Here is an 18,212-nt window from a genome sequence, read left to right as displayed (position 1 = left end):
CCTGTCAGGTCAGATCCGTTTAATTGACTACCCCGCTAACGATGTTTAAAAATTCCTGGTTGTTAATGAAAGGCTTCGGCACAAATGCATCGGCTTCACACAACATTGCTTTTTCATGCAGGTCCGGGATGCCCGACATTAGGATAACGGGAATCTGTATTTCCTTATAAAGTGTTTTGAGTATGATGCAGATGGTATGTCCGCTGATATGAGGAAGCTTTTCATCCAGTAGAATGCAATCGGGGTTTTGAGCCAGGAGTACTTCGGGTGAAGCGGTTTGATTCATCGGGATGACCGTCCAGCCGGCGCTTTCCAACATCAGGGTTAAACATTCCAGCAGGTCTGGATCATCTTCTAAAATAACAATGCGTTTTCTCATAGCTTGTCCGTAAAAAACAAAAATTATGCGGCGATCATTTCATTAACCCGGTTGACCAGCATTTCCAAATCGAAAGGTTTGGCCAGGAAGCTGTTCGCACCAGCCTCGTTGGCAATCCTTTCGCCTTCCCGGCTGGCCGAAATAACTATTACCGGTAATGCCCTGGTATCCGGGTTCTTGCGGAGCGTGCGCAATACCTGATCTCCTGACAATACCGGCATCCACAGGTCGAGCAGGATCAGGTCCGGATTTTGCTTTTCTATTTCATCATAGATGTGAAGGCTGTTTTTAACCGGGACGATGCGGTAACCCGTCTCTTCGAGCACCAGTTCCAGCATATCTAAAATCCCTTCATCATCATCGCAAATCAATATCGTTTTATCGCTCATTTGTATTCCTTTCCTCCAGGGGCAATGTAAAACTGAATGTCGATCCTTTACCAGGTTCGCTTTCCACCCATAATGTACCACCATGATTCTTGATGATCTGATCGCACACATACAAGCCGATTCCCATGCCCGGGAAGCGTTGTTGTATTTCGCCTACCCTAAAAAAGCGGTCGAATATTCTTTTTTGATCTTCGATTTTTATGCCCATCCCGGCATCCGTAACCGCTACTTTCAGAAAGTTGCTCACCCTGGACAGGTAAACTTTCACCTCATTGGATTCTGGCGCATACTTAACGGCATTCGATAATAAATTGTTGATCACCTGCACGATATGTGATTCATCGCCGGCGTAGTTATTGGTGGCTTTTCCACTAATAATAATCCGGTGGGTTTTCGTTGCCGCCTGAATATTTTCTACGGCTTCGTGTATGGCTTTGTCAAAATCGAATTCCTCTTTGTGTAATTCTATGTTGCCCGTCTGGATCCTGGACATGTCGAGCAATTCAGCAATCAGGCTGTTAAGGCGTTCCACATAAATCCCTGTTTTCCTTAGAATATCCTTAAACTTATCATCAGCGCTGTCCGGCATCAGCCGCTGCATGATCTGTACATAACCTTTGATAGTGGTCAGTGGTGTCTTTAGTTCATGGCTGGCAATCGACAGGAAATCATCCTTTCGCCTTTCGATTTCCCTCCTGTCCGTGATATCCTCGATCGCAATCAGTATCCTGTCCTTGTATTGGCCTTCGAGTTCTATGCGGTGGGCATTTAGCAACATCAGCTTTTTTCCGATATGGGGAAAATCGTGCTCCACTTCAAATTCTTCTACAGGATTATTGGTGGGAAGAATATTTTCCAGCAATTCTTTTAATTTGGGGATATCCCACTGACCGTTACCCAATTCGTACAGCAACTTACCTTCGGTTTCTTCTTTAGATACTTTAAAAGTCTTCAGAAAATGATCGTTGATGCTCAGCACCTTAAACGCCGGGTCCAGAACAACCAGGCTTTCCCTGACCGTCTGAACGATACTGGACAGGTAATCTTCACTCTCTTTCAGACTTTTGGTGCGTTGCCGGATCTGGGATTCCATGATTTCCTGTTGATGCAGCAATTCCATTTCGGCTTTTTTACGGCGGGTGATGTCGTTTTGAACACCAATGAAATAACACACGACACCCTGTTCGTTCTTGATCGGCGACATGTAAAGCTCATTCCAGAAAAGGGTACCATTCTTCTGGTAATTCCGGATTTCAACAACGCATTCTGCGCCGTCCTCCACCGCCTTTCGAAGTAATAGCCGCTCTTTCTGATTACGATCTTCTTTTTGTAAAAAGCGGCAGTTATGTCCGATAATTTCATGACGTGCGTAACCGGTCATGCGCTCAAACGATTTATTGCAATAAATGATCGGATTATCAGGTTGCTGATTATCGGTTAAGATAATCCCTGATATGGAGGAATCCAATGCCTGGATCAGCAGGGAAAGATCCTGTTTTATGGTGTCGTTGGAAAATGAAAACTCTCCCTGATTTAAGCTGTCCAATTCATGTCCTTTCAGTTTTTTTCTCCATTATGCAAAAGCTTTGCCAGCCCTGCAAAATTCTGTTCAAAAGGTCCGGTTTGGTTCATTCACGCGCAATGACAGCTGCGACCGGCAATAAGAGCGCAAGAGACTGTATGGATTTTAACACACCGATGTATAATGGAAACCATAACTATTTTTCGTGACCAAGGCAGGAATTGATCAGCTGCAGTAACTGGTCGCGTAAAACTGCATTGCCGCCCTGCATACTTTTTACAAGTTGTTTTTTTCTTTTCAGGTACTTTCTCAAATGTGGTTGATCATGTTTTTGCATCCAGTTAATATTATACATCAGGTCTGCGTATTTAACTGTCTGTGCCGGCGAGCTGATGGTTGCAAATCGTGCTGCTTCCCGCTTTTTTCGATCGGCCTTTTCCAATAGCGGATACGCGATGCGGGTAAATTCATTGGAAAGTTCAGTCACCGCACGGGTGATCAATTGAATTTCATCAGAATTGTATTCAAATAAAAGTAAAGCGGTCTGCAGCGTCTTTTCTGTAACGTTCGTTTTTTCGAAAAGATCGTGACAAAGCCCGATCTCGTAGCCCAATGGTATCAGGCTCGCCCTTTCCGCCACCGCCTTTAGGTGACTGGCATAAGGTGACAGGGTGCGCCGGATGAGCTGACCTGCATGCTGTATCGCTATCCACTCCAGGAGCCTTTTTTGACGCTTCATCAAATCTTATCCAATTTAAAATAGCCTAGATGAATACGATCTTCCGGCGCTTCCCGGGCTTCTTCAAATATAATCCGGTAACGTGCTTTTGCCGCAGGGGATAACAAATCCCCGATCGCATGGACACTATCAACGTCGATCCCATACTTTTCATCAATGTGGGCTGTAGCGATACCCTTCAGCGAATTAGTTTTAAAGAACAGGTTATTTTTGGCCGCCTGGACGGCTTTAAGGCGGCTTGCCTGTACCGTAAGTATGGTATAATGCTGTTCTTCCAGTTTACCGCTCGTATAACCGCCAAGGTTAAGAAAGTACAAATTTCGTTCGGGATGAGGATCAGGCTCATCCTTTGGGAGAATCTTAAGCCCATAACTATCGACTTTAGTTACCTCACGCCAGCCGTCAATGTGCAGGCTCGCGCCGGCTTCCGGCCAAAAGGCTTTGACCTGCGGAACCAGTTCGGCGATACTGCCGGCGATGCCGAAAAAGTAATCATGTTGCTCGACTACCCGACCCGGTACCTCCGCCCCTAATAATAACTGGAAAAGCTTCATGCCCCTAAGCGCTCAATAATAGTACCAGACAATGTCTCAGTCAAATTGATAGCTCTAACCTTCCGGGTTAGAGCCATCGCTATACGTTTAGTATTTATCCATCATGGAGCTTATCCGAGGGAGGTGAGATTTGCAGTTTTTGTTTACCTTTAAATTGTTTTGAAGTATCCGGAAATTGCAACTAGTCAAATAAACCCATAAACCTCGGTCTTGTAACAATGAAATTTTTTATCGGATCAACCACTTGGTCGATCATTTGGACAACAATAATTGTGTTCGCAGTTCTGATTGCTGCTAATCTTGTTAAAAAACACTTAAAGTAATATTTTTAAGACCTATGCCAAATTATACTTTAAAAACATGAAAACTAAAAAGGATGAGGATTAAACCCATCACAATTGGAAAAAGGTAGATCCAATTACTGTCTTTAGTCAGGTTAAATTTTTTCATTTCGATATTCATTAGGAGGATATGTTGTAAAGTTAAATTTTTCAAGTGATTTTGTTTGGATTATTCAGCTTTGTTGTAACTGACAGTAATTAAACTTTCCCGACCTAAAAACCCCCTGTATAGCTTTTTTGTTATCATGCTACAGTTAAATTGTCGCATATTAAACTGACAGCTACCAACGCGCTTGATGTCAAGCGGGAATTAAATAAATGAAGGATGAGCCTGAAAGCATACGAACAAAAAAGGGACTTTAAAAAGACGACCGAACCAAAAGCAGGAAAGAGTAAAGATAAAGATCATCTGATCTTCGTTGTTCAAAAGCACGACGCCTCCCGCCTGCATTACGATTTCCGATTGGAGATGGACGGCGTCTTAAAGAGCTGGGCAATTCCGAAAGGCCCGATGCTTGACCCAAAAGTAAAACATCTGGCTATGATGGTGGAAGATCATCCTTTCGATTATTTGAACTTCGAAGGCATTATTCCAAAAGGTGAATACGGTGGCGGAACCGTAATCGTCTGGGACTAAAGCACCTACGAACCCATCAAAACGATCAAAGGAAAAAAGGCACAGGAAAAGGCGTTGCTCCAGCAACTGGCATCCGGTCAATTAAAGATCAAATTGCATGGTGAAAAGCTGAATGGTGAATTTGCTTTAGTGAAAACGCATGGTATGGGTGAAAATGCCTGGCTCATGATCAAACATAAAGACGAATTTGCTACCGGCGACGACGTAACGAAACAAGACAAATCAGTGCTTTCCGGAAAAACCATCGAAACAATGGCGAAGACCAGTGAAAAGGTGTGGCAGCATGGTCATGAAGAAGCTGTTGTTCCCGACCGGGAACCTAAGGCCTCAAAAGCGGATGTCACTAAAATCTTAAAAACTGCGCCAAAAGCTAAAATACCCGCCAATATCAAGCCTATGAAAGCCACATTAGTGGATGAGCCATTTGATGAAGCCGGCTGGCTTTTTGAGGTGAAATGGGATGGTTACCGTGCTATCGCTTTACTTGACAAGAAAGACGGGGCGAGCCTTATATCCAGGAACAACCTTCCATTTGAAAAATATTACCCGATCAATGACGCGCTGAAAAAATGGCAAATGGATGCGGTGCTCGACGGAGAATTGTTAGTGTTGAATGATAAGGGCATTTCTGACTTCGGCGCCATGCAAAACTGGCGGAGTGAAGCAGACGGCAACCTGGTTTATTATATCTTCGATATATTATGGTACGAGGGTAAGAATCTGATGGGTCTACCCCTGACCGATCGGCAGGCGGTGTTGGATTCCATCATTCCCGCTGACAATGAGCACATTCGTCAAAGTAAAGTTTTTGATGCCAACGGAATAGACTTTTTTGCCGCGGCCGAACGAATGGGCCTGGAAGGGATCATTGCGAAAAAGGCCGATAGTGTTTACACTTCTGATCTGCGGAGTAAAGAATGGCTGAAAATTAAAGTTCAGCGACGCCAGGAAGTGGTGATCGCCGGCTTCACCAAAAATGAAGGGACGGGTAAAACATTCAGCGCATTGGTGCTCGGCGTTTATGATGGCAAAGGCGAACTGCAGTTCGCCGGCAAGGTCGGCACCGGCTTTTCGGATAAACTCCAGAAAGAGATGATGGCGCAATTCAAGCCATTAATTACAGCTCAGAGTCCTTTTGATTACGAGGTAGATGTGGATAAGCCGACACGCTTCCGTCCAAAGCGCATGGGTGCAAAGCCAACCTGGCTAAAGCCAGAACTGGTTTGCGAAGTAGGATATGCTGAAGTTACCGGGGACGGCGTTTTCCGTCAGGCATCGTTCAAAGGCATGCGTACCGACAAAGATGCCAGGGATGTTGTCCTGGAAACTGCATCAGGCACGGAAGAAACCATAGCGGAAACAGATCGGAAAGCAGATGCGAAAAATAAAAAGGCAGCGCCACAAACTAAAACGACGGATTTGAAGCTTAATCCCATCAAAAACACCGAAAGAAAGACCCTGCTTAATCCGACCGAGGACACCCAAACCAAAAAAGTCTGCGGGCATGACTTAAAATTCAACCACGTCACTAAATTGTACTGGCAGGAGGATAAGGTGACCAAAGGCGATATGCTTAATTATTATTATAAAGTTGGTGAACTGATGATGCCCTACCTTAAAGACCGGCCCATGTCGCTCAACCGTTTTCCGGGGGGAATCCACGGACAAAGTTTCTATCAAAAAAATGTGACTGACAAAGCCCCTGATTGGGCTGAAACATTTGACCATGTGACCGGTGAAGGAAAAGTTACCAAATATTTGGTAGGAACAGACGAAGCCAGCCTTTTATGGATGAACTCACTCGGCTGCATAGAGATCAACCCCTGGTTCAGCCGTGCCCAGACACCGGACAACCCAGATTATTGCGTCATCGACCTGGATCCGGACAAACATACTTACGACCAGGTGGTGGAAGCGGCCCGTATTACCAAAGAAATATTGGATGCCATCGACATACCGTGCTATCCCAAAACATCCGGCTCGACAGGAATGCATATTTACATCCCGCTGGAGGCCAAGTACACCTATCAGCAATCACAACTATTTGCGAACATTATCGTTAAGCTGGTGCACAAGCAGATCCCTGATTATACGAGTCTCGAACGGAGTATAGCCGCCAGAAAAGGTAAAATGTATCTCGACTTTTTGCAGAACCGCCCGGGTGCAACTATTGCTTGCCCATATTCGCTTCGCCCAAAACCCGGCGCTACCGTATCGACGCCCTTGAGTTGGGATGAAGTTAAACCCGGCTTAACTATCCAGCATTTTAACATTCGAAATGTAATCGACCGCTTCAAAGAAACAGGCGATCTTTTCAGGGGAGCCCTTGGTGAAGGCATCGATCTGGAAATAACATTGAACAAAGCGCAGAGCTTGTTTAAGTAGCTAATCACTCGCTACTTCTTTTTCCTTTTAGCAGCTATCGCCTGCAACATTTTTTGGTAAGGTTCCTTAAATTTTTCGATGCCTTCAGCTTCCAGTTGGCGGCTAACCGCTTCCAGATCGATACCGGCATTTTTCACTTGTCGTAATGTAATGCCGGCAGTTTCTAAACCGCTTTCCAGAGTCGCATTAACAATACCATGATCACGGAATGCATTAATGGTATCGAGTGGTGCAGTATCAACGGTGTCGGGACCGATCAGGGCCTCAATATATTTGGTATCTTTTATCGCCGGGTCCTTGACGCCGGTGCTTGCCCAAAGCAAACGTTGCGGTTTGGCGCCTTGTTCAGCAAGACGTTGCCATCTTTCTCCGCTGAACATACGCTTATAAATAATATAGGCGGCTTTCGCTAATGAAATTGCTGTCTCTCCCTTAAGATCTTTCAGCCCTTTCTCTTCCAGCATAGGATCTACCAGGATGTCAATCCTGCTTAAAAAAAAGCTCGCAACTGAAGCAATTCCGCTTACAGGCTCGCCTTGACTCAACCTATCTTCGAGTCCGCAGATATAAGCGTTAGTAACAGCTTCGTACCGCTCCAGGCCGAATAATAAAGTCACGTTAATATTTAATCCGGCAGCAATCGCTTTTTGAATCGCAGGTAAACATGGTTTTGTGCCTGGAATTTTGATCATAACGTTTTTCCGGTCAACTCTCTTCCACAGGTCGAGTGCCTGACTGATCGTATCGTCCGTTTGCAGGGCCAGTTCGGGGGACACCTCCAGGCTTACAAATCCATCGGCTCCAACAATCTTATCATTGTAAACGACATCAAACAGGTCGGCTGCCTTTTGGATATCACCTATAGCGAGCTCGTAAAATAATTCCTCGTCACTTAGACCGCTGTCGGCGCGTGCTGTGATATCTTCATCATAATCCGCGCTTGACGCTATCGCTTTTTCGAATATGGCCGGATTAGAGGTCACGCCCCTTAAACCATCCTCCTCAATCATCCGCTGCAACTTACCCGTGCGCATGATGGCGCGGTCTATAAAATCAAGCCAGATGCTTTGTCTGTATGCGTATATTTCCCTAACCTTATTTTCTTCCATAATCATTCTTTAACAAGTCAAAGCAAACCTTGTTCTATTTAAATCATAAATTAAAAAGTTTAACAATTACTAAAAATTGGAAATAAAAATGCAAAGAGCCTGTTCTACTAAACCAGCGACCTATGGCCCCAGAAAAGACGATCAATAAATTATTTTAAAGCTTTTAGAACAGTTAGCCGGAGATCTTCCAGGTCGAAAGGTTTGGCCAACACATGATCAGCACCTGCGGTTATTGCCAACTCCCCGATATTACTGTTGGCTGAAAAATAAATCACTGGAATTCGCTGAAGTACCGGGTCTTTTTTCAAGATTTGAGTAGCGACGATGCCCCCTTCATCAGGTATCCAGTTATCCATTAATATGACATCGGGGCGGAATGCTGCTGTTCTGGCGATGACATCCCGGCAATCCGTATAAGCAATTACTTCCCAGCCGGCATCCTCCAGAACATAAGTACAAATCGCCAAAATATCCTCATCATCATCGAATATCAGCACTTTTTTCATGCCAGCGGTAGGGTAAAGTAAAAAGTGGAACCACTGCCTTCTTTGCTTTCAACCCAAATCTTGCCCTGGTGGTCAGTGACGATCTTCGACGTGATGTAAAGACCCATGCCCAGGCCGGTATGGCTTTTAACTACATCGCGGGCCCGGTAGAATTTTTCAAAGACCGAAGCCGTTGTTTCAGGGCTCATGCCTCTTCCCTGGTCGCTGATGCTGATCATAATCATGCCATTCTCCGTCAAACTGGTACCCACAGTAATCCCCGTATTTTTTTCTGAATATTTACCCGCATTTCCCAAAAGGTTGGCCATAACCTGTTCCATGCGCAGCTCATCGATCAGCACGTTTACATTTTCATCAAAGACAGTATTAAATTCATGATAGGGCAGAATATGACGCATGATAGCTACCTGACCACTGAGAAAATCGTTTAAGCTAACCACCTGTACATTGTATTGCAGGTTCCCGTTCTCTATTTTGGAAATGTCCAGTAATTGCTGAACCAGCGTAAGTAACTTATTAGACTGCAGGTCAATCTTATCGAGAAGGCTACGAAGCTTATCGCTGACCGGTTCGTTAATTGCCTTAGCCATTTGGGTGTAAGCCTTCAATACTGTCATAGGAGTCTTGATCTCATGGCTTGCTATAGAGATAAATTCCGTTTTCTTTTCATCGATTAATCGGTTCTGCCGAAGTTCCTCTTCCTGGGCACTGGCGATGCGGTTCAGACTGGCATTACGCTTTTTGATTTCTTCATATGCGTTTAGCGGAGCTTCTTCATCAAAGCTCTTCTTTAATGCGGCTATTTTGGGCGGGTCCAGTTTTAATGAACGCGGAAGCCCGATCTGCATAATAATGGTATTTTGGAACTCTGTCTCCGTTAATTCGAAACCGGGTACGAGTTTTTGTGCATAGTAAAAGCCGGCATCCGCGTTGGTAAAGCGGATCTCTTTGTCAAAGGATACCGTAGCCATCAAACTGTACCGAGTCTTGTTTTGTACCAAGCCAATGTCCAGCAGTCCGTCATCAGTATGTTCTATCACCGTGCGGGCGATCTCGGATACCGCGGTCGCAAACGTCGTTTGAGTGGCCACCGTAAGGCCAAGCCGCTCTGCGACTTTCATGGACCGTTTATGTGCCAACACCAGGTCCATCTCATTTTCCAAAGAGATAGCAACTATATTGATCATTTTGCTTTTGCGATTACCACCGACATGTCATCATTCCGGCGGGCGTGGTCTTTGTAAATAGCTGCAGCTAATATAGTTAAATCATATTTATACATCAGCGGATAACGCGCCATATCGATCCGCGTCTTGATTCCGTCCGAACAAAGCATCACCTGGTTAAATTCCTCCGCAGGATAATCCTGGTCGTTCATGGTATTTGGGATATTATGCCCGACAATTCCATTGTAGGACATTTGGTTCTTGAAGTTCACCGGCCCAAACATCCGGGCGGCAATATTGCCTACTCCCGCGGATGTCCATATTTTACGTGCAAAGTCGTAACACAATACGTTAATGACTGCGCCGCGGGTTTTTTTGATGGTGCTATGTATAAAGCGGATAGTTTCGGTCGGGCTGTAATCCGGGAAGACTTTAAAGGCTGCCGCCGCTTCGTTTACTGCCAGGTTAGCCTCCGGGCCATGGCCCAAACCATCGGCCAGCATCATTTTTACATATTTATCGGTCTTTTTATAAATAAAAGCGTCACCGCTGGTTTTTTCACCGGGTTTGAAAACCACAATGGGCCGCATGACGACCTGGTGATTATTTTTGATCTTTTCAGGATCGCTGTAAACCCGGCTGAGTACGATAGTACCCCAGCCGATCTGAGAGTACAACTCGAAAGTATCTGACATTCTTTTCATACTGCCTAATCCATGGCCCAGCGTATTGGAGGTAGACACGCCATCCTGCATCATCCTGGAGGGATTGATCATCCCAGGTCCATTGTCGATGCTAATGAGTTCAACGTAGGGATTGCCGCCATTGGGAAATACGCCCATCAGCAATTCGCCATCGTCACTGTATTTAAATAGATTAGACGTCATTTCGGCCACGATCAGGTCGAGCGCATTGATCCGTGCGGGTACAATGCCTCCTTCGGTCGCCATCCGGTGAATTTCTTTTTTGATCAGCGAGAAATAGCTGCGGTCGTCGGCCGCAAAACTGATATGCGTGGCATCAACCATTGGCCCATTTTAAAATCGTTACTACTGTCCCTTGACCCACTTTACTTTTGATATCAAATTCGTTCACTAATCGTTTGGTGCCTGGCAGGCCCAGACCGAGGCTTTTGCCGGTGGAAAAACCATCGCGCATAGCGGCCTGGATATCCGGTATACCCGGCCCCCGGTCAGAAAACGTCAGGCGAACACCATTAACTCTGCCGCTGGAAACCACTTCAATAATACAAACGCCGCCATCGGCATAGCGCATCATGTTCCGCACTAATTCACTGGCTGCAGTCAGTAATCGGGTTTGGTTTACCAGTCCCATTTTTATCTTGACAGCAGTTTCTTTAATACGATTCTTTAAAAAAACCACATCCTGCTCTTTCAATACCTGTATGGTATCTTTACTCAGCGATAAAGTCATCATGAGTCTGGTCTTCGTCTGCGTCTTCTTCGGTCTCGTCGATCATAGATTTCAGCAACTTCATGCCTTTTTCCATATCCAAGGCCGTATGCACACCTTTCAGCGGCAAACCCAGCTCGATTAAAGTAATTGCTACTGCCGGCTGCATGCCTACAACTACCGTTTCCGCATCCAGAATCTTAGACATACTGGCAATATTTCCAATGATTCGGCCCATAAAAGAATCGACGATAGACACCGCCGAAATATCGATTAAAACGCCCTTTGCGCTGGTTTTGTTGACCATCTGTACGAGGTCGGCCTCCAAGTTTAGCGCCAGCCGGTCATAAAGGTCTACTTGGATCGTCACCAGCAAAAAGGCACCCATCCTTAGAATAGGAATTTTATCCATTGCTTAATGATTAAGGTTTAGAAACTGTGCTGATCTTTTTAACCTCCAGGCGCATCACTCTAAAAGAATAAGCCAGCGCGCTGGCGAGGCTTGCTTTGGTAATGATATTGGAAAGATCGATACCGAGATGAACTACGGTCTGCGCAATCTCGGGACGTATACCGCTGATAATACACTCAGCACCCATCAGGCGTGTGGCGCTAACGGTTTTGATCAGGTGTTGCGCTACCAAAGAATCTACCGCGGGTACCCCTGAAATGTCCAGAATTGCAATGCTCGAACCGGTTTCCACGATTTCCTGCAGCAGGTTCTCCATTACTATCTGGGTGCGGGCGCTATCCAAAGTGCCGATGATCGGCAGCGCTAATATTCCATCCCAAACCCGGATCACCGGTGTTGAGATTTCCGTGATCTCATCTGTCTGGCGGAGGATCACCTCTTCTCGGCCTTTTATAAACGTTTCAAAGGTGACAACGCTCAGGCTATCCATCAGGCGATTGATCTTTTGACTTTCCGTATACAGGTTGGACTGATCGCCGGTAATTTCCTGTTGAAGGACTTCCAGGATAGCCTCTTTTAATGAAAATACAAAATTTCCGGTCTCGCGCGGGCTAAAACCCTGTCGTGCCCGCGTGATGGCGATGCCGCCTAAAATTTCGATGACCGGACTCCATTCATCAGCATCCAGGTTGGTAAAATTCTCTCCGGACAGATTGGTTACCAACGCGTTGATTAGTTCTTCCGACTGGCTTCGCAGTTCGTCATTACTGATCAGGTCTTCTCTTAAGCCTTCATCGGCCAGCTGGTTCTTCATCCAAAGCTCCAGAATATTTTTTTTCTTGTTTTTTAACAATTGATTTGCTTTTTGTGACATGAATGAGAGATACAGGTTAAAAATTGATAAGCTATATTATCCAAACTTGGCAAGTTGAATTAGGGTGGAAAGCTACTCATAAGGATTGATAATAAAAAACTATTTTTAGTAAGAGTTGGTGGCTGATAGAGTCAGCATTCGGGCATAAAAAAAACCGCCTTGCGGCGGCTTTCCAATCACAATTTTTGAACTTATTCTACTTCTGCCGCCGCAGCTTCATTCACGTAATTCTCTGCAACCTGGGTTAGCAAAGTATCCGCATTTTTTTCTTCAGCTAAAGTTTCATCCAATAAACCTTGCGCTTCACCGAATCCTAAAGTACCAGCCAGCGTACGCAGCGTGCCGTACGAGGCGATCTCGTAATGTTCCACTTTTTGAGCGGCTGAAATGATGGCAACGTCGCGTACTTCGGTACCTTTTTCCGTATCTTCGAGCAGCTCGGTCGCTTCTTTCAATAAACCTTCCATGGCCAGGCATTTTTTTGCCGCCGCTTTTTCGCCCACAGCGGCAAAAACGCTTTCCAAACGGGTGATCTGGTTCTTGGTTTCCTCGAGGTGAGTGCTGATCGTTTTCTTCAGTTCTTCCGAAGTAGCGCCTTTCACCATTTTTGGAAGCGCTGTAGCCAAATGTTTTTCCGCCCAATAAATATCTTTTAATTCATCAACGAATAATTCTTTTAAAGCGCTTTCCGCTTCCGGAGTACGGGCTGCAGCTGCTGCAGTCGACTTTTTGTTTGTTTTTGTAGCCATAGTGTAAATAATTTAAGGTGTTTGATTAATTTTTGATTGCCCGTATCAGGCACAAAGTCATAGTGCAATTATTGGTCCGTTAATCTTTGGATGAAGGATTAAGTCCATTCCTTTAGCCAGCCAGTCGATGCAATGCGCGGCGGTTCATGATCTTGGCAACCAGAATGTTCAATCGCGCTTTGTAATCATCCTGCAGCCATTCGGTATAATTCTTAGTGACCCTGCCCAGGCACTTCGCATATTGCTTAACACGCCAGGCAATTTCTTTATCCAGTAATTCGGTTAATGCGAGGGCTTCAGTTACGTTATCGCTATTGTCGGCGCACATGAGCGCATGCTGACGAATGGCGTCGCGGATCACGATCTTTGACTTTAGCTGGTTGGCTACGGCCCGCTGGTGCGCTTCCTGCACATCGAAGGATAATTGCAGTGTATTCGGAAAATGCAGGCGGAGCTCACCCGTTAAGTGATGTGCCTCAAATTCGGTTTTGCTGTGCAACGCTTCATGGTAAGCCTCGGGACGTTCAAAAACTTCCTGCCAGTCGATGGGTGTTTGCCACTCGCCGAAACGTTCAGTGTTATTGCCCAGGTCAATGATATTAAATGTTTTCTTTTGCGGGAGTCTTCGGGCCCCACGACCGATCATTTGATGATATAGGGTCAGCGAAGTCGTCGCCCGGTTCAGGATTACCGTCTGTACGGTCGGTTCATCAAAACCGGTGGTCAGAATTGACACTGATGTCAAAATAGCGCTTTTTGTTCTTTTGAACCATTGCAGGATCTCGGCGCGTTCGGCCGGAGGCGTATGGTTATCCAAATGACGGATGGGGTAACCCGCATCGCGAAATCGTGCCAGCACGGCTTTGGAAGTAAAAATCCCATTATTAAAGATCAGCGTCTTTTTATTTTTTGCGTGAGTCTGATAAGCGTGCTGCAGTAATTCTAGCATGGCCGGTGAGCTGTACAGCGCATCCGAGGTGGCCACCGTAAAATCGCCGCTGATGCCTGTCTGCAGTGTGTTTAGTTCAACGTCATAGCGCCAGGTTGACGGCCTAGCCAGGTAACCTTCTGCAATCAGGTTACCGATGCTTTCGCCGACGACAAGCTCGCGATAATGTTTATTCATGGGCAGGTTAATATCTGAACTGAAAGGCGTTGCAGTGACGCCAATGATCGCAGCCCGTTTAAACTTCCCTAATAGTTTATGAAAGGAGTTATGATGTGCCTCGTCGATAATCACTAACCCCACATCATCGGTATTGATAATCCCGCTTTCCATCCGGTTTTTCAGCGTTTCGACCATCGCAACAAAACAGGCATAACGTTCGCGGGCGGCGAGTTGTTTAACCTGGCTGTTAATCACTTTATTGCGAATGCCCAGCGATTTTAAAGTCAATGAGGTTTGGCTGCAGAGTTCTTCCCGATGTGTCAGGACCATCACTTTTTTGCCGAACTGTCGGTTGTAGCGGTTCGCAATCTCGGAAAAAATCCGGGTTTTTCCGCCGCCGGTAGGCAACTGGTAAAGTAGCCGATATTGTTCATCAGCGTGCTCCAGCCGTTCAAACAGGATGTCCAGGTCACGTGCCTGGTAAGGGTAAAGTTGGTTAAGCAAGTGTTTGCGGGTGTTTAGTTAAACGATAGGTGATGGTTGCAGCCACGGCAAAAATAATATGTGCCGGAATGCGCTGCAGGTAGTAATGGCTATAATTAAGCCAGGGCGGCAGCGGATGCGCTTTAAATGTCGCTTTCCAAATCAGGTATCCCAAAACGCCGCTAATGGCGCCCAGAATGATTCCGTTTCTGATACTGTGCCTGACCTTTTTGGTTTCCCAAAGTTCGACATAGATAGCCGCGAAGACCAGACCCATGGCAAAATGAGCGCCCCAACCAGCAATTTGCTTAGCTTGTTTCGACAGGTGCGGCAGTAACCGGCTGATCAGTGTTTCCAAATGTTCAGGCTCCCGGAAATTTTCATGAAAGATAAGCGACATCAATTCACTACCGGCGGTCATAACCGTAGTACCGGCCAGCCCGGTCAGTGCAGTCTTGCTGAGTTGATCCATGGCATATAAATCACAATATCCGTGCCGTCAACGATCCGCCAGGCAATTGCTGTTCCATTTCGCCGCTACAGGTCAATTGTTCCTTTTTTCGCTACATTTGAACAAGAAGTAGGAAATTTGCCATCTTATATTTATCATGCGCGCTTTAGTTACTTTTTGATCGCGCTGATCTCGCCGTTGCGTTCGATGTAAACTTTTTTGATCTGGCTCATGTCTTCGGTTAAGGCCGATTTCCTGACGCCCTGCATCAGATCTTCTTCGCAGACCAGCGCACGTTTCATATGATCTTTTAGAAATACACCATTCTCATACAATAAAATCTTTTCGCCTTCCACCACACGGCTAAACTTTTTGCTAACGGCAATCAGCCGGCCGGTCCCGCGGTGCAGCAACACAATAACGAAACAGCAGACTACCACCGGAATAAATGGTGAAGCGCCGACCACGGCCCTGCTCATGATAGCACCGAGCGAAATAGCGATGATATTATCCAGCGCGGTGCGTACGCCAAATGAGCGCCTGCCCGAAATGCGGATCAATAAGAGCATAACCAGGAACATGACGATTCCCCGGCAGCTCATCTGGAGGGCATTCAATTGTTCGCCCTCTCCAAAAAGTTTTAATAATAAGTCCATGATACATTAAAGTTCTTCAATCCCAACCATGCTGAACGGCTTATTTTCCATGATCTAAAAGTTTGGCTGCCTCTGCAGCGTTTAGTCTTTTCATTACCCGGAATGCTTTACCTGCCTGTTCATTGTAGTTTTTGAAAAAGTGTTCCAGTTGATTTAAAATGGCGTCCGGCAATTCATTTAAATCATTGACCTCTGAAAATAACTGCGAAACGCCCGGTATCGCTACATAACGGTCGTTGCGCATGGTCTTTCCGTCACGCTCCGTTTGTTCGCAGGCAAATGCGCCGATCAGGCGGCAATCTACCAGGCAGCCCGGAAAAGTGCCATGTTCCTCCACCAAAATGATGTCAAGCGGATCCCCGTCCTCCCCTTTCGTGCCGGGGATCATCCCGAAATCGAATGGGAACGCCAATCCTGCCGGGAGGATCTTGTTCAGTTTCAATCGCCCGCTTTCGGGCTCATAATCAAATTTCTGGTTAAATCCCTTCGGGCTTTCTACCATCACTGTCAATACCATATTTTCCCTTTTTAAAATCTTTCAAAAATTCCCGGTAATACTTTTTAACCGTAACCGCATAATGCTGTGCATAAGTGATCACTGCCTCCTGCCAGCCCTGATCCGCGCCGAAACTCATCAGGTCATCAAGCGTACCCGAGCCCTGCATGCCACCACTGCGCAATTGTGCCGAAGCCGTCAGCGCTGCCATATCATCGATCACCTGGTACATGTCACGGTAATCATCGAGCAACTTAAATTTAATGCTATCCTTTACCGGCTGCAGTTCCTGAATGATAAAGGGCTTGTCCCGAAAAACTGTTGTGCTCAGCAAAGCCGCGGGCACGTTTTGCATTCGTTGCTGTACGCTGATTACTCTTTGCGCTTCCGTTTCCCATTGCAACTGTTGCACATGGACGTAGGGTTGCGCCGATGAGGGCCGCGCCTGCTTCATATCAAGTAACAAATAATGATTCTTCGTGTTCGTGCTTTTCAATAAAAACAGGTAACGATTTACGCCAATGCTGCCGGTTCCGGCCAGCCGGAAAACCGAACCAATGACCTTGTAATTATAGGGACCGTCACTGCTGGTCTGTATCCAGTCGTTGATATGCGATTTTAATTCGCGGCGAAGACTTTTTTCCAGCTTAAAATGGCGTTCATCGGATAAAGCCAGCATGATACTTTTCTTTTTGCTGACCGTTCTTTTTTTGAGCAGGTCCTTGTAGGTGGTTTTCGTTGCCTCCGTCAAAAAATTACAAACAATGCCTTTGGCAGTACGCGGCTCAATGCTGATCGCTTTACCTTTGGCGAGCGTCGCCGAATATGTTTTCAGGAACAGCTGCGCCATTTTGAGCGCTTTTTCTTCTTCAAAGCCCAAGTTATCAAAAGCGATAAAAATGCTGCAGACCATCCGCACCGTTTCATAACTGGCGGGCCCCAGCAGCGCCTCGTCAAAGTCATTCAGGTCAAAATAGACGAGTTTATTATCGGCTTTATAACTGCCGAAATTTTCAATGTGGAGATCGCCGCAAATCCAGGCCAGCGGAGATAGAGGCAGTGGTTCCGCTGCTGCCAGGTCTTCGTAAAACAGGTGGCAGGTACCTCTGAAAAAACGGAAGGCATTTTCCGACATGGCTTCGTATTTCAGCTGTACTTTATCAGGCAGCAGGTCTTTGTTAAAATCGGTTAGTCTTTGGTACAATTCGGACATTTTTAAGTTGATGTTAGTTATCGCTCACGAGCGCTTTTTTCTTGCGTTGTTTATTTACACTATGAGGCTTTAAAAAATTGTAGGTCAAAGCCAAACCCATATATTGCGTGCTCCGGTTGTCATTGGTACCATCATAAAAGACATAGCCCTGTGTTACCGCAACCGCGATGTTTTCGGAAATATTAAAATTGATGCTGTTGCAGATCTCGGTCATCAGCGCCTGTTTGGCCCCGAAGACATAACCTCCTCCGAGGCATAAGGCTTCCGCGAAACGCCCTTTGGAAAAAACATTGATCGTCGGACGGAATTCCAGGTAATGAGTAGTATCCCCGCGCAGCGTGTTGGTATAACCCGTAGCCAGTCCGATATCAAAAATACCGTAAGTACGGCCAAACTCTATGGCCGGAGCAAAGCGTTTGGCAAAACCGCCCCGGGTGTTGACAAATACATTCGTATTGACCGAGAGGTAATAATACCTGGGCTCTTTATTCTCCTTAGAGGTATCGGCTTCCGTAGTTGTATCGTGATGGGTCAAAGCGGCTCTGGCTATGATGGGTGCCGTTGGGGGTTTCTGTGCGAAGCCGGAAAAAGCCAAAAGTATGAGCGAATAGGTAAACAAGTTCTTCATAG

Annotated in this window: 21 protein-coding genes; 2 read left to right on the top strand and 19 right to left on the bottom strand. The window is 46.0% G+C overall.

Annotated elements, in window-relative coordinates; all coding sequences use genetic code 11:
• Positions 1–19: 19 nt before the first annotated feature.
• The 5 genes from FO440_RS23020 to FO440_RS23000 all read right to left on the bottom strand — a co-directional run bounded on the left by FO440_RS23020 (position 20) and on the right by FO440_RS23000 (position 3,583).
• A complete protein-coding gene (locus FO440_RS23020; protein WP_144250669.1) occupies positions 20–379 on the bottom strand; it encodes a response regulator in 360 nt (119 codons plus the stop codon).
• A 23-nt stretch (positions 380–402) separates the two neighbouring features.
• Entirely contained in the window at positions 403–768 is a 366-nt protein-coding gene (locus FO440_RS23015) for a response regulator (RefSeq protein WP_144250668.1), read from the bottom strand.
• Positions 758–2,314: a PAS domain-containing sensor histidine kinase gene (locus tag FO440_RS23010; RefSeq protein ID WP_246104307.1), complete on the bottom strand. Its 1,557-nt coding sequence runs from the start codon at positions 2,312–2,314 to the stop codon at positions 758–760. Before FO440_RS23010 ends, FO440_RS23015 begins: the two co-directional genes overlap by 11 nt.
• A 172-nt stretch (positions 2,315–2,486) precedes the next feature.
• On the bottom strand, positions 2,487–3,029 hold the full coding sequence (locus FO440_RS23005) for a hypothetical protein (protein ID WP_144250667.1): 543 nt from the start codon (positions 3,027–3,029) through the stop codon (positions 2,487–2,489).
• On the bottom strand, positions 3,029–3,583 hold the full coding sequence (locus tag FO440_RS23000; RefSeq protein WP_144250666.1) for a DUF1543 domain-containing protein: 555 nt from the start codon (positions 3,581–3,583) through the stop codon (positions 3,029–3,031). The genes FO440_RS23005 and FO440_RS23000 overlap by 1 nt, the downstream gene beginning before the upstream one ends.
• 666 nt (positions 3,584–4,249) lie before the next feature.
• Between FO440_RS23000 and FO440_RS24950 the strand changes: the two genes are divergently transcribed.
• Both FO440_RS24950 and ligD read left to right on the top strand, forming a co-directional pair.
• Positions 4,250–4,561, top strand: coding sequence for a DNA polymerase ligase N-terminal domain-containing protein (locus FO440_RS24950; protein ID WP_246104306.1), 312 nt, complete (start codon positions 4,250–4,252; stop codon positions 4,559–4,561).
• A 54-nt stretch (positions 4,562–4,615) separates the two neighbouring features.
• Complete coding sequence (gene ligD / locus FO440_RS22995) at positions 4,616–6,946, top strand: DNA ligase D (protein WP_246104305.1); 2,331 nt, start codon at positions 4,616–4,618, stop codon at positions 6,944–6,946.
• A gap of 11 nt (positions 6,947–6,957) precedes the next feature.
• On the opposite strand, the gene tal is transcribed toward ligD, so the two are convergent.
• The 14 genes from tal to FO440_RS22925 form a co-directional block, all read right to left on the bottom strand.
• Entirely contained in the window at positions 6,958–8,055 is a 1,098-nt protein-coding gene (tal, locus tag FO440_RS22990) for a transaldolase (RefSeq protein ID WP_144250665.1), read from the bottom strand.
• Positions 8,056–8,204: 149 nt separating this feature from the next.
• On the bottom strand, positions 8,205–8,561 hold the full coding sequence (locus FO440_RS22985) for a response regulator (RefSeq protein ID WP_144250664.1): 357 nt from the start codon (positions 8,559–8,561) through the stop codon (positions 8,205–8,207).
• Positions 8,558–9,748 carry an ATP-binding protein gene (locus FO440_RS22980; RefSeq protein ID WP_144250663.1) on the bottom strand — a complete coding sequence of 397 codons (1,191 nt, stop codon included), beginning with the start codon at positions 9,746–9,748 and terminating at the stop codon, positions 8,558–8,560. Before FO440_RS22980 ends, FO440_RS22985 begins: the two co-directional genes overlap by 4 nt.
• Complete coding sequence (locus FO440_RS22975; RefSeq protein ID WP_144250662.1) at positions 9,745–10,755, bottom strand: serine/threonine protein kinase; 1,011 nt, start codon at positions 10,753–10,755, stop codon at positions 9,745–9,747. The genes FO440_RS22980 and FO440_RS22975 overlap by 4 nt, the downstream gene beginning before the upstream one ends.
• Entirely contained in the window at positions 10,748–11,164 is a 417-nt protein-coding gene (locus FO440_RS22970; RefSeq protein WP_246104304.1) for an anti-sigma regulatory factor, read from the bottom strand. The genes FO440_RS22975 and FO440_RS22970 overlap by 8 nt, the downstream gene beginning before the upstream one ends.
• Positions 11,142–11,552, bottom strand: a complete 411-nt coding sequence (locus FO440_RS22965; protein WP_144250661.1) for an STAS domain-containing protein — start codon at positions 11,550–11,552, stop codon at positions 11,142–11,144. Before FO440_RS22965 ends, FO440_RS22970 begins: the two co-directional genes overlap by 23 nt.
• 10 nt (positions 11,553–11,562) lie before the next feature.
• The gene (locus FO440_RS22960; RefSeq protein WP_144250660.1) at positions 11,563–12,426 is read right to left on the bottom strand and encodes an STAS domain-containing protein; all 864 of its coding nucleotides are present in this window, start codon (positions 12,424–12,426) and stop codon (positions 11,563–11,565) included.
• A gap of 191 nt (positions 12,427–12,617) precedes the next feature.
• Positions 12,618–13,175 (bottom strand): YciE/YciF ferroxidase family protein, encoded by a 558-nt coding sequence (locus tag FO440_RS22955; protein WP_144250659.1) that lies wholly within the window; start codon positions 13,173–13,175, stop codon positions 12,618–12,620.
• Positions 13,176–13,287: 112 nt separating this feature from the next.
• Positions 13,288–14,787, bottom strand: coding sequence for a DEAD/DEAH box helicase (locus tag FO440_RS22950; protein WP_144250658.1), 1,500 nt, complete (start codon positions 14,785–14,787; stop codon positions 13,288–13,290).
• A complete protein-coding gene (locus tag FO440_RS22945; protein ID WP_144250657.1) occupies positions 14,780–15,238 on the bottom strand; it encodes a hypothetical protein in 459 nt (152 codons plus the stop codon). Before FO440_RS22945 ends, FO440_RS22950 begins: the two co-directional genes overlap by 8 nt.
• 149 nt (positions 15,239–15,387) lie before the next feature.
• The gene (locus FO440_RS22940; protein WP_144250656.1) at positions 15,388–15,873 is read right to left on the bottom strand and encodes a DUF421 domain-containing protein; all 486 of its coding nucleotides are present in this window, start codon (positions 15,871–15,873) and stop codon (positions 15,388–15,390) included.
• Between the two features lie 40 nt (positions 15,874–15,913).
• Positions 15,914–16,390 carry an inorganic diphosphatase gene (locus FO440_RS22935; RefSeq protein ID WP_144250655.1) on the bottom strand — a complete coding sequence of 159 codons (477 nt, stop codon included), beginning with the start codon at positions 16,388–16,390 and terminating at the stop codon, positions 15,914–15,916.
• Positions 16,350–17,582, bottom strand: a complete 1,233-nt coding sequence (locus FO440_RS22930) for a DUF2252 domain-containing protein (RefSeq protein ID WP_144250654.1) — start codon at positions 17,580–17,582, stop codon at positions 16,350–16,352. Before FO440_RS22930 ends, FO440_RS22935 begins: the two co-directional genes overlap by 41 nt.
• A gap of 13 nt (positions 17,583–17,595) precedes the next feature.
• Positions 17,596–18,210, bottom strand: a complete 615-nt coding sequence (locus FO440_RS22925; RefSeq protein ID WP_144250653.1) for a hypothetical protein — start codon at positions 18,208–18,210, stop codon at positions 17,596–17,598.
• Positions 18,211–18,212: the final 2 nt, after the last annotated feature.

The organism is Mucilaginibacter corticis, assembly GCF_007558865.1.
Lineage (GTDB): Bacteria > Bacteroidota > Bacteroidia > Sphingobacteriales > Sphingobacteriaceae > Mucilaginibacter > Mucilaginibacter corticis.
This window is presented reverse-complemented; position numbering and strand designations above follow the sequence as displayed.

Bases quoted from the DNA above. Each gene is read 5' to 3' on its own strand.
- FO440_RS24950 (WP_246104306.1), top strand. From the start codon at position 4,250: ATGAGCCTGAAAGCATACGAACAAAAAAGGGACTTTAAAAAGACGACC.
- tal (WP_144250665.1), bottom strand. From the start codon at position 8,055: ATGGAAGAAAATAAGGTTAGGGAAATATACGCATACAGACAAAGCATC.
- FO440_RS22935 (WP_144250655.1), bottom strand. From the start codon at position 16,390: ATGGTATTGACAGTGATGGTAGAAAGCCCGAAGGGATTTAACCAGAAA.
- FO440_RS22970 (WP_246104304.1), bottom strand. From the start codon at position 11,164: ATGATGACTTTATCGCTGAGTAAAGATACCATACAGGTATTGAAAGAG.
- FO440_RS22945 (WP_144250657.1), bottom strand. From the start codon at position 15,238: ATGGATCAACTCAGCAAGACTGCACTGACCGGGCTGGCCGGTACTACG.
- FO440_RS22930 (WP_144250654.1), bottom strand. From the start codon at position 17,582: ATGTCCGAATTGTACCAAAGACTAACCGATTTTAACAAAGACCTGCTG.
- FO440_RS23005 (WP_144250667.1), bottom strand. From the start codon at position 3,029: ATGAAGCGTCAAAAAAGGCTCCTGGAGTGGATAGCGATACAGCATGCA.
- FO440_RS23000 (WP_144250666.1), bottom strand. From the start codon at position 3,583: ATGAAGCTTTTCCAGTTATTATTAGGGGCGGAGGTACCGGGTCGGGTA.
- FO440_RS23015 (WP_144250668.1), bottom strand. From the start codon at position 768: ATGAGCGATAAAACGATATTGATTTGCGATGATGATGAAGGGATTTTA.
- FO440_RS22980 (WP_144250663.1), bottom strand. From the start codon at position 9,748: ATGATCAATATAGTTGCTATCTCTTTGGAAAATGAGATGGACCTGGTG.
- FO440_RS22925 (WP_144250653.1), bottom strand. From the start codon at position 18,210: ATGAAGAACTTGTTTACCTATTCGCTCATACTTTTGGCTTTTTCCGGC.
- FO440_RS22955 (WP_144250659.1), bottom strand. From the start codon at position 13,175: ATGGCTACAAAAACAAACAAAAAGTCGACTGCAGCAGCTGCAGCCCGT.
- FO440_RS22960 (WP_144250660.1), bottom strand. From the start codon at position 12,426: ATGTCACAAAAAGCAAATCAATTGTTAAAAAACAAGAAAAAAAATATT.
- FO440_RS22940 (WP_144250656.1), bottom strand. From the start codon at position 15,873: ATGGACTTATTATTAAAACTTTTTGGAGAGGGCGAACAATTGAATGCC.
- FO440_RS22985 (WP_144250664.1), bottom strand. From the start codon at position 8,561: ATGAAAAAAGTGCTGATATTCGATGATGATGAGGATATTTTGGCGATT.
- FO440_RS22965 (WP_144250661.1), bottom strand. From the start codon at position 11,552: ATGGATAAAATTCCTATTCTAAGGATGGGTGCCTTTTTGCTGGTGACG.
- FO440_RS23020 (WP_144250669.1), bottom strand. From the start codon at position 379: ATGAGAAAACGCATTGTTATTTTAGAAGATGATCCAGACCTGCTGGAA.
- FO440_RS22975 (WP_144250662.1), bottom strand. From the start codon at position 10,755: ATGGTTGATGCCACGCATATCAGTTTTGCGGCCGACGACCGCAGCTAT.